A 14050-nucleotide genomic window follows, 5' to 3' on the forward strand; every position below is an offset into this window, starting at 1 on the left:
GCTACACTGCTACAGCCTCATTGCCTAACTTGCGAAACGACTTCCGAACCTCACATTTCCCGCCATGCGCTACGGCTCCATTGCCCCCGAGTTGTTCATCGAAAACCGCCGCCGCTTCACCGAGCAGCTGCCCCCGGCTTCGCTGGCCATCTTCCACTCCAACGACATCCAGCCCACCAACGCCGATGGCACCCTGCCCTTCCGCCAGAACAACGACCTGTTCTACCTCTCGGGCGTAGACCAGGAAGAAAGCATTCTAGTGCTCTTTCCCGATGCCGTGCTGCCCCAGTACCGCGAAATTCTGTTTCTGAAGGAAACCAGCGAGCATATTCTCGTCTGGGAAGGCTACAAGCTCACCAAAGAGCAGGCCCGCCAGCAAACCGGCGTGCGCACCATTCTCTGGCTCGATTCCTTTAAAACCATTCTGCCGGCCCTGATGAACGAGGCCGAAAACGTATTTCTCAACACCAACGAGCACATCCGGGCCGTGGTGGAAGTGGAAACCCGCGACGCCCGCTTCATCAAGTGGATTCGGGAGGCCTACCCGCTGCACCAGTACCGCCGCGCTGCGCCCATTCTGCACCATTTGCGCGCCATCAAGAGCGAGGAGGAAATCCGGCTGATGCGCCGCGCCTGCGGCATCACCGAAAAGGCCTTCCGCCGCCTTCTGGGCTTTGTGCGGCCCGGCGTGATGGAGTACGAAATCGAGGCCGAAATCCACCACGAGTTTCTGCGCAACGCCTCGCGCGGACCAGCCTACGGCTCCATCATTGCCAGCGGGGCCAACGCCTGCGTGCTGCACTACACCAGCAACGACCGGGAGTGCCAGGACGGCGACGTGCTTCTGCTTGACTTCGGGGCCGAGTACGCCAATTACGCCAGCGACCTGTCGCGCTCCATTCCGGTGAATGGGCGCTTCACGCCCCGCCAGCGCGACGTGTACGAAGCCGTGCTGCGCGTGATGAAGTTTGCTACTTCTCAACTCGTGGCTGGCAACAACATCGAAGACTACCACGCCGCCGTGGGCCGGCAAATGGAGCAGGAGCTGATTCGGCTGGATTTGCTTAACGAGCAGGACGTGCGTAACCAGGACCCGGCCGCTCCGCTCTACAAAAAGTACTTTATGCACGGCACCAGCCACTACCTCGGCCTCGACGTGCACGACGTGGGCGCCAAGTACCGGGTGTTTGAGCCCGGCATGGTCTACACCTGCGAGCCGGGCATCTACATCCGCGAAGAGGGGCTGGGCATCCGCCTCGAAAACGACATTCTCATCACCAAAACCGGCAATGAGGACCTGATGCGCACTATTCCGCTGGAAGCCGACGACATCGAGCACCTCATGCAAGCCAGCCAGAAATAGACCTGCCGGACGAAAGTTTGCTAGTGCTGGCAGCCCCGGCCGGAGCCCCGTAAGACAAGCTGGTGCCCTAGCCGCGGCACCAGCTTTTTTTATTTTTTTCGGAATCTGGTTTCGCGGTATAGTTCTATTTGAAGGTGCCTGCTAACCAAGCGTGCCTATATGAGTTTGATTTAATATAATCTTCTGTCTATGTTACGGTTGAGTTGGCCGTAGCCCAACGTAAACGCGGTTTTTAGCAGAGCCGTAACAACTTTATTTCGCTTAGTGGGGTATAGGCGGATAGTCCGGAGTGCGGCTACCCCTCTCGTGGGCTAGTTCGCCTGTGCAACTTCCTCACCTAACTTCGCCTTATGAAACATCTTTTAGCAACCACCACGGCTCTGGGGTTAACGCTGCTCGCGGCGGCCCCGCGGGCTCAGGGTCAGACGGCGGACCGCAAGACCGCCATCAGCCTGTACGGCAGCGCCTTCCAGTACAAAGGCAACTTTGGCTCCGACTACTGGAACTGGGCTGAGAACAAGTACAGCCCCGGCATCTCCATCAACCGCTACCTCTCGCCAGGCCTCGACCTGGCATTGAGCGGCAACTACGTGAAGTTTGAAAAGAGCTTTGCTGCCGGGGCGCCGAACTACGGCAGCAACTTCAATACTAACGTAGTGAATGTGAACCTGGGCCTGAAGCTGAAGTTGCTAAAAGAAGATGCCTTCTTCCGGCCTTACCTGCTAGCGGCTCCTGGAGTAGCCTTTACCAGCCGTGAGGGCACATTCAACGGAAACGGCCAGTCTATAAACCTGGATAACGACGAGTTGCAGTTTGACCTGTTTGGGGCTGCCGGTCTGAATTTCCGGCTTTCCGATGGAGTTGCTCTGTTCGTGCAGACGGGCCAGCACTTTCCGCTGAGCGCCAACATCGATGGCAACCCCAACCGCGACGACAACAGCATCGACGACCGGTATCTGCAGCACACCGCGGGCCTGACCATTGCTTTCGGCAAGCCCAAAGACACCGACCAGGACGGCGTGCCCGACCGCAAAGACAAGTGCCCCGACACGCCCAGCGGCGTGCAGGTAGATGAGAACGGCTGCCCGCTCGATGGCGACAAGGACGGGGTGCCCGACTACCAGGATAAATGCCCCACCGAAGCCGGCACGGCCGCCATGGAAGGTTGCCCCGACCGTGACAACGACAGCGTACGCGACGGTGACGACGAGTGCCCCGACCAGGCTGGCGTACCCGCTCTGCGCGGCTGCCCCGATGCCGACGGTGACGGCGTAGCCGACAAAAACGACAAGTGCCCCGACACCCCGGCCGGCACCCAGGTAGATGCCAACGGCTGTCCGCTGGTACTCGACTCGGACAACGACGGCGTGAAAGACGACGTGGATAAATGCCCCGGCACGCCTGCTGGCTCCCGCGTAGATGCCAACGGGTGCCCGCTGGAAATTGACCCGGCCGTGCGCCAGCTGGAGCAGCCCATCCGCTTCGAGACCAACAGCACCGTGATTAAGCGCACCTCGTATGGCACGCTGAACAAGATGGTGCAGGCCTTGAAAGACCACCCCGAGTACAGCCTGCGCATCATCGGCCACGCCGACTCGCGTGGCACCGATGAGTACAACCAAGGTCTGTCGGAGCGCCGGGCTGGCTCGGTGAAACGTTACTTCACCGGCAAGCAGGTTGACCCCGCCCGCATCACCACGGAAGGCCGCGGTGAGTCGGAGCCGGCTGCCCCGAACACCTCGAAGACCGGTATGTCGCAGAACCGCCGGGTAGAGTTCAAGTTTGAGTTCTACATCCCGAGTGCTCCTCAGCCTTAAGCGGCCCGGAGCGTAAATCAAAAAAGCGGTGCACGAAGCTCGTGCACCGCTTTCTTGTATCAGGACGGCTAACAGATGAGTTGGTAGATGAGCCAGGAGGGAGGCAGCTTCTTTGCTAAACCTGATGAATAACTCCGGTGCGACGCACCTGCTTGCCCAAGCCTGGCTGCGCGCTTACTTTCTGCAAGTACCCCCGCTGCTGCCTAACGCCACTGGCAAGTCTGCGTAAAGGCCAAGTAAATCCTGTTACTTTACCACTATGAAACTTCATACTCTCTCCTTCTTCCTGGTAGGCTTGCTGCTGTTAGCAGGCTGCCGGGCCAGCGGCCCCGGCAAGCCGGCCCGCACCGTGGCCGAGTTCTTCTCCAAATACGAACACCGCTCGGGCTTCAAAGCCACCGATTGGAACGCGGGCCTCGTTACCCGCCTGATGCTGGGCCGCTTGGGCAAGCTGGCCGGAAACAACGACGTAGCCCAGGCCCTTACCTCGATACGCAACGCGCGCGTGCTTACCTTCAGCCCCACTACCAACCGGGCGCAGAACCTCGTGGCCGAGGGTCTGATTCAGGAAGTGGACGGGCTGCTGGCCAACGAGCGGTACACTCCCCTGACCGTCGACAACACTGACCAGACCTCCCAGCTGCGCTACTCGGTGCGGGAGCAGGGGGGCCGCGTGTCGGAGTTCGTGGCCGTGGGCAACGTGCGGGGCGTGCCCGATTCGTTTATGCTGGTATCCGTGGGCGGCAACTTCACCCGCGAACAGGTAGCCCAGCTCGCGAAAGTCCTGCCCAACGTTGTCCTCGAAGCCGGCAATCAATAAACAATCACAGATTAGGCAGATTAAGCTGATTGCACAGACTCAACTAATACGTGGTGCCGCAACACGGCAGTTAATAACAAAAAGGCTTGCCATATGGCAAGCCTTTTTTACGCTGGAAACCGGACAGCAAAGCTGTTCAGGAAGCCGCCAGACCGTCCTGCTTCATCTAGCGGCTCTTGCCGAACCGAAGGTCGCCGGAGGTAAGCAACTCTACCGCTTCATTGCGGATGGTTGCTTCGTCTGCACGATTGAAGATAGGCAGCGGTAGAGCTGCTTGCTTACGCCTTCCTTCGGTTCGACTGCGGCTACGCACCCTTGGCTTGATGCGCCACCTGCTCAGCAGGACGGTCTAGCAGCTTCCTGATCAGCTTTAATTGATCAGTGAAATCAGTTCAATCTGCCCAATCTGTGATTATGGGTTAGTCGAAGGCTACCACGTTCAGAAAGAACACGTCGCGCCCGGTGCCACGGTCGGGGCGCACGTGCTGGTAGCCGGAGGCCAGGAAGCGGCTGCCGTACCAGGGCTGCAACTGCTCTTGCTGCGTGCTGGAGGCTTTTTCGCGGGCACCGGTCAGGGTCGTCAGCAGGTCTACCTGCTGGTCGTTGGGAGCTGCCACGGCGTGGTCAATAATCTTGTAGTGCAGGGTGTTGTCGTGGAGGTAGGCCACGGCGAGGCGGCGGCCGTCGGGCAGGGGGCGCAGGCTCACGGTTTCGCGCAGGTCGTAGCGCTGCACGTCTTTCAGCAAAAACGAATTGTCCCAGAGCAGAGTGCCGTTCTTATCGAAGCCGCACAAAACGGTGTGGGTGGTGCGGTAGCCGTCGAAGTTGCGCATGGAGCCAGAGTAGCGCGACCAGGCGTTGCCGTACGGGCTGAGGCCCCCAAACCCACTGTAAAAGAACGGGTTGTAGCCGTAGTTGGAGTAGTTATAGCGCGGGTAGTACACTTCAGCGGCCAGCACGTAGCCCTGCTCAAACGGCAGCAGATCGTGCATAAGCAGGCGGTAGCGGAGGCGGTATTGCCGGGCGGCGGCCCGGCGCCGCTCGCTGCGCTGGCGCAGCCGGGCCACGCGCTCCGGCTTCATAAAGTCGAAGAAGTGCTTCAAGTTCAGGAAGTCGTAGAAGCGCAGGGCGCGGTGCGGGGCCGCGGTGGTGCTGCCTTCCCCCGGCAGGGCCGTGGCAAACAGGCCCTGGGAGTAGCGGGAGTCGCGCAGGGTGTAGGTGCCGGCCAGCAGGCGGGCGGCACTGTCGCCGGGGCTGAGCTGGGCTTCCAGCAGGCCCCGCTCACTTTCGGCCTGCACAAACTCGGAGTGCAGCAGCTGCCCCTGCGCCGAGAGCTGCTTGAGCTGCAGCCGCGACTTAAACCCATTGGTTTCGCTGAGCACAAACTCGGCCCGGCGCGTTACGGAGTCGGCCAGGAAGTTGAGCGTGGCAGGCAGGGGCTCGTACACCGACGGCAGAAACCGGAACTGAGCCGTTTTCAGGTTCAGCAGCACCACCGTGAGGTGCTGCTCCAGGGCTACGGTCACGAACAGGTTGCCGCCCAGGGCTTTCAGGTCGTGAATCTCGCGCACCCGCTTGGTTTGAAACTCGCCGCCGCCCAGCTCGCCGGTGCGGCTGTCGAAAGCCGCTACCCACAGCGTGCCCGGCACGCCGGAGTTCTGAAACAAGGCGTACACATCGGTGCCCTCGGCGCACACGCGTTGCAGGTCGAAGCCGCGCGGCACGGGCACGGGCACGCGCCGGCCGGGCTGCAGCTGGGCGTCGAACTTGTGAAAAAAGAACTCTGCCTGGCCCGTAAACAGCGGGTCCTTTTCGACCAGCAGCACCACGCTGCTGTCTTCGGACAGGGGCTGCACGTACACGTCGCTGGAGTAGTGCGTCAGGGGCAGTTCGAGCCGGTGGGGCTGCCGGGGAGTGGTGGCCTGGGCCAGTCCGAGCACCGGCATCAGCAGGCAAAGCAGGAAAAAGTAAATCTGTTTCATAACGGACGCCACAGCTGCCGGAGGCAGGCAGCAGGCATGGGGAAGATACAACGAAAGACGCGCAAAGTCACGCCGTTAGGTAACTCTGTTGAAGAGCAATTCATTCCCTGCATACAGGCTGATAATGCCGGAAAAACCACAGTTGAGTGCCCTCTGTCTGCCCCGCGCCATCGGAAGCCCTGGAGGACGCTTCGCGTTACTGTCCCAGCTCCAGAATAGCGTCGAACTCCTCCGGGCGCAGCGCCATCACCGACAGGCGCGACTGGCGCAGCAGGCCAATCTGGCTGAGGCGGGCATCCTGCTTGATTTGGGCCAGGCTCACGGGGCGGGGGAGGGGCTGGTGGGGCTTGAGGTGCACGGCCACCCAGCCGCTGCCTGCTTCAGCGGTGGCGTCGGGGGCGGCAGCGGCGGCTACTTCGGCCACGCCTACCACTTGCTTATCGGTGACGCTGTGGTAGTAGAGCACCAGGTCGCCGGGCTGCATTTGCTGCAGGAAGTTGCGGGCCTGGAAGTTGCGCACCCCGGTCCAGTCGGTGCCGCCGTCACGGGTGAAATCAGCCCAGGAGTAGGCCGCAGGTTCGGATTTAACGAGCCAGAAATTCAAAGAAAAGGTGAGTGAATGTGAGAAATGAGGAGAATGTGCAAGGAAGTGAACAGCCGCGGCAGGGCGGCATGTCGGTAGCAAAGGTCGAGGGAAAAGACAAAAGCCCCAGCGGGGCGACACTCATCGTCCGCAGGCGGTAGGTGTTACCTCGTTGGGGCTTCGACGCGTTTAGGCCGTGCGTTTTCTACCAGCATGTCGCCCCGCTGGGGCTACTCACTCCCATGTTCGTCACATTCTTCATATTTCCCACATTCCGCACATTCTATCCACATTTCCTTTACTCCACCCTTCTCACCTTCAACACGTCGTTCTCCAGAGACACTACCTCCAACTTGTAGTCGGGGTCTTTTTTGTCTTCGAGGGTGATGCGCAGGGTGTGGTCGTTTTCGGCGGTCCAGCGGCCTTTGCGGCCCTCGATGCCGTCGGTAGGGGCAATGTCGTACTGGGTAAACAGGCCATTGTGGTCGATGGCGAAGCCGGTACGGCCCCTGGAAGGGGGGAAGGGGTAGGTGTTGGGACGGTACACCTGAATGTCGCCCTGGTCTTCCTCGTGGGCGTGCAGCCAGGTGCGCTCCAGCTGCTGCATACGGGCCGCGGTTTGGGCATCGGAGCGGCAGGTGGCAGCCAGCAGCAGCAGGCACAGGCAGGAGGACAGTAACGGAAGCAGGCGCATGGCAGTACAGAAGTGGCGAGCAAGTCGCCGGCAGCCGTTGAAGGCCGCCGGCCAGGAACAGGAGTGACGAGAGCCCACATTGGCGCCCCAGCGCCGGGCGGCCTCATTCACCTCCCCAATCTACGACTTTGCCCCGTACCTTTACCGGCCGCCCCGCCGTTCATCCTATTCTACTCTTGCCTTGCTAGTGGACAACCGCGCCCTGATTCGTGCTTTCCGCCTCGCCGCCCAGCTCATGGAGCTACACGAGGAAAACCCGTTTAAAATCCGGGCCTACGAGGGCACGGCTACTGCCCTGGAGCAGCTCAGCTTTCCGGTAGCCGAGGTGGAGCGCACCGGCCTCCCCGACCGGACCGGCCTGAGCAAAACCGCCGCCGCCAAAGTGGCCGAAATGCTCGATACCGGTTCCTTCGACGAGCTAAACCGCCTGCTCAGCATCACCCCGCCCGGCGTGGTGGAGCTGCTCAAAGTAAAAGGCATCGGCCCCAAGAAAATCCGGGCCCTGTGGAAGGAGCTGGGCATTGAAAGTGCCGAACAGCTGCGCCAGGCCGCCCAGAATGATGAAGTAAGCAAGCTGAAAGGCTTCGGCAAGAAAACCCAGGACGCCATCCTGGCCGCCCTCGAATTCACGGACCAGAGCCGCGGCAAGCTGCTCTACCCCCAAGCCGAAGCCCTGGCCGACGACCTTGTGGCCCGTCTGCGCCAGGCTCTGGGCACCGAGCAGGTAGCAGTGGCCGGCGAAGTACGCCGCCGCCTCGAAACCGTGGAAACTATACGCCTGGTGGCCGCCACCGAGCAGCCGGCCGCGGCTCATGCCGTGCTCAGCAGCCTGGACGGTCTCACTGCCGACCCGCGCCGTTCGGGCCCCTGGGCGTGGCGGGGCACGGCTACGGCCTCGGGCGCCAAGGTGGAAGTGCTGCTGGTGCCGCCGGCCGAGTTTACCAATGAGCTGTTTCTACAGTCGGCGGCTGAAGAGCACTTGAGCGAGGCCCTGGCCGATGAGACTCGCCCCGGCCAGCCAGCCACCCTGCGCCGCCTGCTGCACGGGCAGCAGTTTGCCTCGGAGCAGGACATCTACCAGCGGGCCGGCTTGCAGTACGTGGAGCCCGAGCTGCGCGAAGGCCTGGGCGAGCTGGCCCTGGCCCGCGACAACAAGCTGCCCCGCCTGCTGGAAGTCGAGGACCTGCGCGGCTCCCTGCACAACCACAGCACCTACTCCGACGGCAACCACTCCCTGCGCGACATGGCCACCTTCCTGCGCGACCGGGGCTACGAGTACCTCGGCATCTGCGACCATTCGCAGGCCGCCCATTACGCCAACGGCCTCTCGCCGGAGCGGGTGCGCCAGCAGCAGCGCGAAATTGACGAGCTGAATCAGGAGCTGGCGCCCTTCCGCATTTTCAAAGGCATCGAGTCGGATATTCTGGGGGATGGGGCGCTGGACTACCCGCCCGCCGTGCTCGAAACCTTCGACTTCGTGGTGGCTTCGGTGCATTCCAACCTCAAAATGGACGAGCGGAAGGCCACGGCCCGCGTGCTGCGCGCCGTCGAAAACCCGTACACCACCATGCTGGGCCACCCCACGGGGCGCCTGCTGCTGCGCCGCGAAGGTTACCCCCTCGACCACAAGGCCATCATCGACGCCTGCGCCCGGCACCAGGTTATCATCGAAATCAACGCCAACCCCTGGCGCCTCGACCTCGACTGGCGCTGGGTGCGCTACGCCCTCGACCAGGGCGTGCCGCTCAGCATCAACCCCGATGCCCACCACACCGACGGCTACGCCGATATGCGCTACGGCGTGCTCATGGGCCGTAAAGGCGGCCTCACCAAAGACATGACCTTTAATGCCAAGTCAGTAGAGGAAGTGGCCGCCTACTTCGCCGAGCGCAAAGCCCGCATCAAGCCCCCGCTGGCGTTTCAGGATTCGTTGTTTGGGTGAGCTGTAGGGGCGCGTCGCCCGCGCCTGCCCGGCTGTGCCAGTTAGGCGGCCCAGTATAAACAGCATCACGCCTGACCCGAACGCAGCCTACGGATAAACAACGGGCGGGCGCGGGCGACGCGCCCCTACTCAGATGAAAATCCTAATTCTACGCTTTTCTTCCATTGGCGACATTGTGCTGACTACGCCGGTGGTACGCTGCGTGAAGCAGCAGGTGCCGGGGGCGGTGGTGCACTACGCCACCAAGCCGGCCTTTCGGGGCATTCTGGAGTCGAACCCCTACGTGGACCGGGTGCACTGCCTGACCGGCTCGTTGGGAGAGTTGGTGGAAGAGCTGCGCGCCGAGCGGTTCGACTTTGTACTTGACCTGCACCACAACCTGCGCACCACCCTGCTCAAAGCCCGGCTGGGCGTGAAGTCGGCGGCGTTTGATAAGCTGAACTGGCGCAAGTGGCTGCTGGTGAGCCTGAAAATCAACGTCTTGCCCCGCGTGCACATCGTGGAGCGCTACCTGGCCGCGGCCGCGCCCCTGGGCGTGCGCAACGACGGCAAGGGGCTTGACTACTTCATTCCGCCCCAGGACGAAGTAGACCTGAGCGCCCTGCCAGCGGGGTTTCAGCAGGGCTACGTGGCCTTTGCCATCGGGGCCCAGCACGCCACCAAGCGCCTGCCCGTAGAGCGGATTATCGAGCTGTGCGGCCTGCTGCGCCAGCCCGTGGTGCTGCTGGGCGGCCCCGCCGACGAAAGCACCGGCCACACCGTGGAACTGGCCTTCGACCAGGGCGCCGCTACCTCGCCCGCGCCCGTCCGGCAAATTCCGGAAAGCCCGTACTACTTTCCTAAGTCCCCCAGTTCCCCAGCCCCCCAGACCCTCATCTACAATGCCTGCGGGCAATACTCGCTGAATCAGTCGGCCTCTTTGCTGCGGCAGGCGCGGTTCGTAGTCAGCCACGATACGGGGCTGATGCACATTGCGGCGGCCTTGCACAAGGAGATTTTCAGCGTGTGGGGCAACACCGTGCCGGAGTTTGGCATGTATCCCTACCGCACCGAGTTCCGGGTGCTGGAAGTGCCGGGCCTGTACTGCCGCCCCTGCTCCAAAATCGGCTACGAAAAGTGCCCCCAGGGTCACTTCCGCTGCATGCGCGACATCCGCTTCGACCTCGACCTGCCCCCGCCGCGGGACGGACGGTAGAAGGGACCTTCGCTGGCTTTTCAGAGGGCAGGGTGAATTTGTTTCAGAATATGGCAATATAATTGTGTTCGGCCCGGCGTAGCCTGCCGGGCGGTTTCTGTTTTCCTTTTATAGTTCATCGTATGCAAATTTCTACCCCTCGGATACTGGCCGTGCTGCTGGTGTCGCTGCTGCTCACCGCCTGTGGGCCCAACATCTACCTAGCGAATGATTTTCGCGCCTACGCTCCCAAGCACAAAACGGTAGCCATTCTGCCGGCCGCCGTGACCATGCAACTGCGCCCCAACCAGGCCCGCAACACGTCGGCCGAGCAAATGCGCGACATGGAATTCAAGACTGGCCTCGATTTTCAGGATAGAATATACGCTTGGCTGCTGCGCCGCAGTAGCCAGCGCGGCTACACCGTGCAGTTTCAGGACGTAATGCAAACCAATTCCCGTCTGCGCGAAAGCGGGATTCCGTTTGAGGAGTTGCGCGCCCACTCCCCGCAGGAGCTGGCCAAGCTCCTGGGCGTGGATGCCGTGCTGACCACCAGCGTGCGGACCAACAAGCCCATGAGCGACGGCGCCGCCCTGGCGTTGGGGGCCGCCTCCCTCTTACTGGGCGGTGGCGGGTATGGCGGCGCCACCAACGAAGCCAATATCTCGGTGACTATCCATGAGTCGGACGCCGGCAAGCTGCTGTGGAAGTACGACTTCGTAGCGGCCGGTTCGGTGGGCAGCTCCACCGAAGGCGTCGTAAACGCGCTGATGCGCAATGCTTCCAAGAAATTTCCTTACACTCCCAAATCGTAGGCTACCGGCCCGGCCGGTGGTAGCTTCTGAAAGCTGCTCTCATCCGGGAGCAGCTTTTCTTTTACCCAAGTGGCAGAGAAAAGCCAGCTGAGTAGCCCGTGCCGGCAGAAAACCGTACCTTTTGCAACCCACGCAGGGCGGGCCAGAATGGTATTGCTGGGTGCCATCCGGCCGGCTTCGGGGTTGTTTTCCTGCTCATGCTCTCGTATCTGGCTTATGGCTGAATCTGCTGATAAAACGGTAGTGGTAAAAGTGGGCCCCGAGGCCCTGCTGGCCGATGTGCAGGCCGGCCGCCACACCTGGCTGGTCGACGAGCCCGCCGACGTGGGCGGGCAGGACCGGGGCCCCACGCCCTACGACCTGCTGCTGTCGGCGCTGGGCGCGTGCACGGCCATTACTCTGCGCCTCTACGCTACCCAAAAGAAGTGGCCCTTGGAAGGCATAGAGGTGCGCCTGCGCCACCAGCGCGTGCACCAGCAGGACTGTGAGCAGTGCGAGCAGGCCGGCCACATGCTGGAAGAGGTGCAGAAAGAATTGCGCCTGCTCGGCCCCCTCACCACCGAGCAGCGCCAGCGTCTCGAAGCTATTTCCGCCAAGTGTCCCGTCCAGAAGACCCTCACCGGCAGCCTCCGCATCGTGACCTCGCTTGTAGAAGAGACGCTTATAGAAGAATAGTGTCATGGCAAAGACGCAGGTCACCGTAATCTGTCATTCTTACCACCTTCCCATTATGGCTATCTGCACTCACCTCCAAGCTATTGAAACCCTGATTCCGGCGCCGGCCGAGCACGTTTGCCCGGAGTGCGTAGCCCTGGGCGACCAATGGGTGCACCTGCGCGTGTGCCAGACCTGCGGCCACGTCGGCTGCTGCGACTCGTCCAAGAACAAGCACGCCACCGGTCACTTCCGCGCCACCCAGCACCCGGTAGTTACTTCGGCCGAGCCCGGCGAGCAGTGGGCCTGGTGCTACCAGGACGAGCAGCTGGCCGAATACTAAATCACAGATTAGGCAGATTGAGCGGATTTCACAGATGTAGGAGCCCCTGATACTGTGCTGCGAAAAGCAAACAGCCGCCCGATGAGGCGGCTGTTTGTTAAGTGTAGCAATCCGTGAAATCCTTTTAATCTGCTCAATCTGCGACTTAGGCTGTGATTTTCTCGAACCCGCAGTAGCGGTGCAGCACCTGGGGCAAGCGGATGCTGCCGTCGGCTTGCTGGTTGTTTTCGAGCAGGGCCGCCACGATGCGGGGCAGGGCCAGGGCCGAGCCGTTGAGCGTGTGCAGAAGCTGGGTTTTCCCGTTTTCGGTGCGGTAGCGCAGCTTGAGGCGGTTGGCCTGGTAGCTTTCAAAGTTGCTGGCCGAGCTTACTTCCAGCCAGCGGCCTTGGGCGGCGCTCCACACCTCCAGGTCGTAGGTGAGGGCCGAGGTGAAGCTCATGTCGCCGCCGCAGAGGCGCAGCACGCGGTAGGGCAGCTCCAGCTTCTGCAAAAGGCCTTCGATGTGGGCCAGCATTTCCTCTAGCTGCGCGTAGCTGTGGTCGGGGTGGGCAATCTGCACGATTTCCACCTTATCGAACTGATGCAGGCGGTTGAGGCCGCGCACATCGGCGCCCCAGGAGCCGGCCTCCCGGCGGAAGCAGGGCGTGTAGCCGGCATTGCGGATGGGCAGCTTCTCGGGCTGGATGATTTCGTCGCGGTAGAGGTTGGTGATGGGCACCTCGGCCGTCGGAATCAGGTACAGATTATCCTGGGCGTCGTGGTACATCTGCCCGTCCTTGTCGGGCAGCTGGCCGGTGCCGTAGCCGGAGGCTTCGTTTACCAGAATGGGCGGCTGGATTTCGTCGTAGCCGGCGGCGCGGGCCTCGTCGAGGAAGAAGTTGATGAGGGCGCGTTGCAGGCGGGCACCCTGGTTTTTGTACACCGGGAAGCCGGCGCCCGTGATTTTGTTGCCCAGCTCGAAGTCAATGATGTCGAGCTTCTTGATCAGCTCCCAGTGCGGCTGGGCCGAAGCCGGCAGCTCGGGCCGGGCGCCTACTTCGCGCACCACTTCATTATCCTGGGCCGTGCGGCCTTCGGGTACGCTGGTGTGGGGCAGGTTGGGCAGCTTGTAGAGAGCCTGCTGAAGGGCAATTTCCACCTGGCTCAGCTCGTCGGCGTGCTGCTTGGTGTGCTGCTTTAGCTCGGCGGTGCGGGCCTTCAGGGTTTCGGCGCCGGCTTTGTCGCCCGACTTCATCAGGGCCCCAATCTGGCGGGCCAGCTCGTTGGCTTCGGCCTGGGCCGTGTCGTGGGCGGTTTGCAGGTCTTTGCGGCGCTGGTCCAGGGCCAGTACGGCCTGCACGTCGGCCTCGGCCGTTTTATAGTGCTTTTTGGCCAGGCCAGCCAGCACCGCGTCGGGGTGCTCTCTCAGTACGGAAACTTGCAGCATATCAGCGGAAGGGAAAAGTGCAGCGTGGGGCCTTTAGAAAGCCTGCACAGAACAAATCAGAACAAAACGAAACAAAGGCAGAACAAAACAGAACAAGGCAAAAGTAGGTGGTCTGAACTACAGATACGGGCTTTTCGTTACGACTGCACACGCCACCTGAGCGGGAGAAGACTTCTGGAGCTCGCCGTTTGAGGTTGGGGAAAGGGAAGTGGCGCCCGGCTCGTTTGGCAGCTCAGAATGCCAATCACTTACGAGCGGTAAATTTCCCGCATCCGATTTGGCAGTTCCAGCGTATTACGCTAACATTGCGCTAGCAAGCCGGCTGCTGATTGCCGGGTCCGCGGATAGTATTTCACGCGTACGGCCCGTACTTCTTCCCAGCGCCTCTCCGGCTACCGCCCTTCTGCTGCTATTCATTTTCTCCCGGATCCTGTATC

General features: G+C 61.7%; 12 protein-coding genes. 8 read left to right on the forward strand and 4 right to left on the reverse strand.

Annotated features, from left to right (window positions below; translation table 11 throughout):
* Positions 1 to 64: 64 nt before the first annotated feature.
* The 3 genes from OIS53_RS19515 (at position 65) to OIS53_RS19530 (ending at position 4000) form a co-directional block, all read left to right on the forward strand.
* A complete protein-coding gene (locus OIS53_RS19515; protein WP_264680257.1) occupies positions 65 to 1363 on the forward strand; it encodes an aminopeptidase P N-terminal domain-containing protein in 1299 nt (432 codons plus the stop codon).
* A gap of 350 nt (positions 1364 to 1713) precedes the next feature.
* Complete coding sequence (locus tag OIS53_RS20415; RefSeq protein ID WP_319805466.1) at positions 1714 to 3180, forward strand: OmpA family protein; 1467 nt, start codon at positions 1714 to 1716, stop codon at positions 3178 to 3180.
* A gap of 259 nt (positions 3181 to 3439) precedes the next feature.
* Positions 3440 to 4000 carry a DUF4252 domain-containing protein gene (locus OIS53_RS19530; protein ID WP_264680258.1) on the forward strand — a complete coding sequence of 187 codons (561 nt, stop codon included), beginning with the start codon at positions 3440 to 3442 and terminating at the stop codon, positions 3998 to 4000.
* A 419-nt stretch (positions 4001 to 4419) separates the two neighbouring features.
* Here the strand turns inward: OIS53_RS19530 and OIS53_RS19535 are convergent, their stop codons facing one another.
* The 3 genes from OIS53_RS19535 to OIS53_RS19545 form a co-directional block, all read right to left on the reverse strand.
* Positions 4420 to 5982 carry a hypothetical protein gene (locus tag OIS53_RS19535; protein WP_264680259.1) on the reverse strand — a complete coding sequence of 521 codons (1563 nt, stop codon included), beginning with the start codon at positions 5980 to 5982 and terminating at the stop codon, positions 4420 to 4422.
* A gap of 196 nt (positions 5983 to 6178) precedes the next feature.
* The gene (locus OIS53_RS19540; protein ID WP_264680260.1) at positions 6179 to 6586 is read right to left on the reverse strand and encodes an EVE domain-containing protein; all 408 of its coding nucleotides are present in this window, start codon (positions 6584 to 6586) and stop codon (positions 6179 to 6181) included.
* 277 nt (positions 6587 to 6863) lie between these two features.
* Entirely contained in the window at positions 6864 to 7259 is a 396-nt protein-coding gene (locus OIS53_RS19545) for a hypothetical protein (RefSeq protein ID WP_264680261.1), read from the reverse strand.
* 187 nt (positions 7260 to 7446) lie between these two features.
* On the opposite strand from OIS53_RS19545, the gene OIS53_RS19550 reads away from it, so the two are divergent.
* The 5 genes from OIS53_RS19550 (at position 7447) to OIS53_RS19570 (ending at position 12187) form a co-directional block, all read left to right on the forward strand.
* The gene (locus OIS53_RS19550) at positions 7447 to 9201 is read left to right on the forward strand and encodes a helix-hairpin-helix domain-containing protein (RefSeq protein WP_264682401.1); all 1755 of its coding nucleotides are present in this window, start codon (positions 7447 to 7449) and stop codon (positions 9199 to 9201) included.
* Between the two features lie 133 nt (positions 9202 to 9334).
* Positions 9335 to 10396, forward strand: a complete 1062-nt coding sequence (locus OIS53_RS19555; protein WP_264680262.1) for a glycosyltransferase family 9 protein — start codon at positions 9335 to 9337, stop codon at positions 10394 to 10396.
* Between the two features lie 122 nt (positions 10397 to 10518).
* Complete coding sequence (locus OIS53_RS19560; RefSeq protein ID WP_264680263.1) at positions 10519 to 11190, forward strand: hypothetical protein; 672 nt, start codon at positions 10519 to 10521, stop codon at positions 11188 to 11190.
* Between the two features lie 216 nt (positions 11191 to 11406).
* Positions 11407 to 11865, forward strand: a complete 459-nt coding sequence (locus OIS53_RS19565; protein WP_264680264.1) for an OsmC family protein — start codon at positions 11407 to 11409, stop codon at positions 11863 to 11865.
* A gap of 55 nt (positions 11866 to 11920) precedes the next feature.
* Positions 11921 to 12187 (forward strand): UBP-type zinc finger domain-containing protein, encoded by a 267-nt coding sequence (locus OIS53_RS19570; RefSeq protein WP_264680265.1) that lies wholly within the window; start codon positions 11921 to 11923, stop codon positions 12185 to 12187.
* Positions 12188 to 12332: 145 nt separating this feature from the next.
* Here OIS53_RS19570 and serS read toward each other — a convergent pair whose 3' ends face one another.
* Entirely contained in the window at positions 12333 to 13613 is a 1281-nt protein-coding gene (gene serS, locus OIS53_RS19575; RefSeq protein ID WP_264680266.1) for a serine--tRNA ligase, read from the reverse strand.
* Between the last annotated feature and the right edge of the window lie 437 nt (positions 13614 to 14050).

The sequence above is a fragment of the Hymenobacter sp. YIM 151500-1 genome, from assembly GCF_025979885.1.
Taxonomy (GTDB): Bacteria; Bacteroidota; Bacteroidia; order Cytophagales; family Hymenobacteraceae; genus Hymenobacter.

Coding starts and splice junctions, on each gene's coding strand:
- OIS53_RS19515 (WP_264680257.1), top strand. CDS start 65: ATGCGCTACGGCTCCATTGCCCCCGAGTTGTTCATCGAAAACCGCCGC.
- OIS53_RS20415 (WP_319805466.1), top strand. CDS start 1,714: ATGAAACATCTTTTAGCAACCACCACGGCTCTGGGGTTAACGCTGCTC.
- OIS53_RS19530 (WP_264680258.1), top strand. CDS start 3,440: ATGAAACTTCATACTCTCTCCTTCTTCCTGGTAGGCTTGCTGCTGTTA.
- OIS53_RS19535 (WP_264680259.1), bottom strand. CDS start 5,982: ATGAAACAGATTTACTTTTTCCTGCTTTGCCTGCTGATGCCGGTGCTC.
- OIS53_RS19545 (WP_264680261.1), bottom strand. CDS start 7,259: ATGCGCCTGCTTCCGTTACTGTCCTCCTGCCTGTGCCTGCTGCTGCTG.
- OIS53_RS19555 (WP_264680262.1), top strand. CDS start 9,335: ATGAAAATCCTAATTCTACGCTTTTCTTCCATTGGCGACATTGTGCTG.
- OIS53_RS19560 (WP_264680263.1), top strand. CDS start 10,519: ATGCAAATTTCTACCCCTCGGATACTGGCCGTGCTGCTGGTGTCGCTG.
- OIS53_RS19565 (WP_264680264.1), top strand. CDS start 11,407: ATGGCTGAATCTGCTGATAAAACGGTAGTGGTAAAAGTGGGCCCCGAG.
- OIS53_RS19570 (WP_264680265.1), top strand. CDS start 11,921: ATGGCTATCTGCACTCACCTCCAAGCTATTGAAACCCTGATTCCGGCG.
- serS (WP_264680266.1), bottom strand. CDS start 13,613: ATGCTGCAAGTTTCCGTACTGAGAGAGCACCCCGACGCGGTGCTGGCT.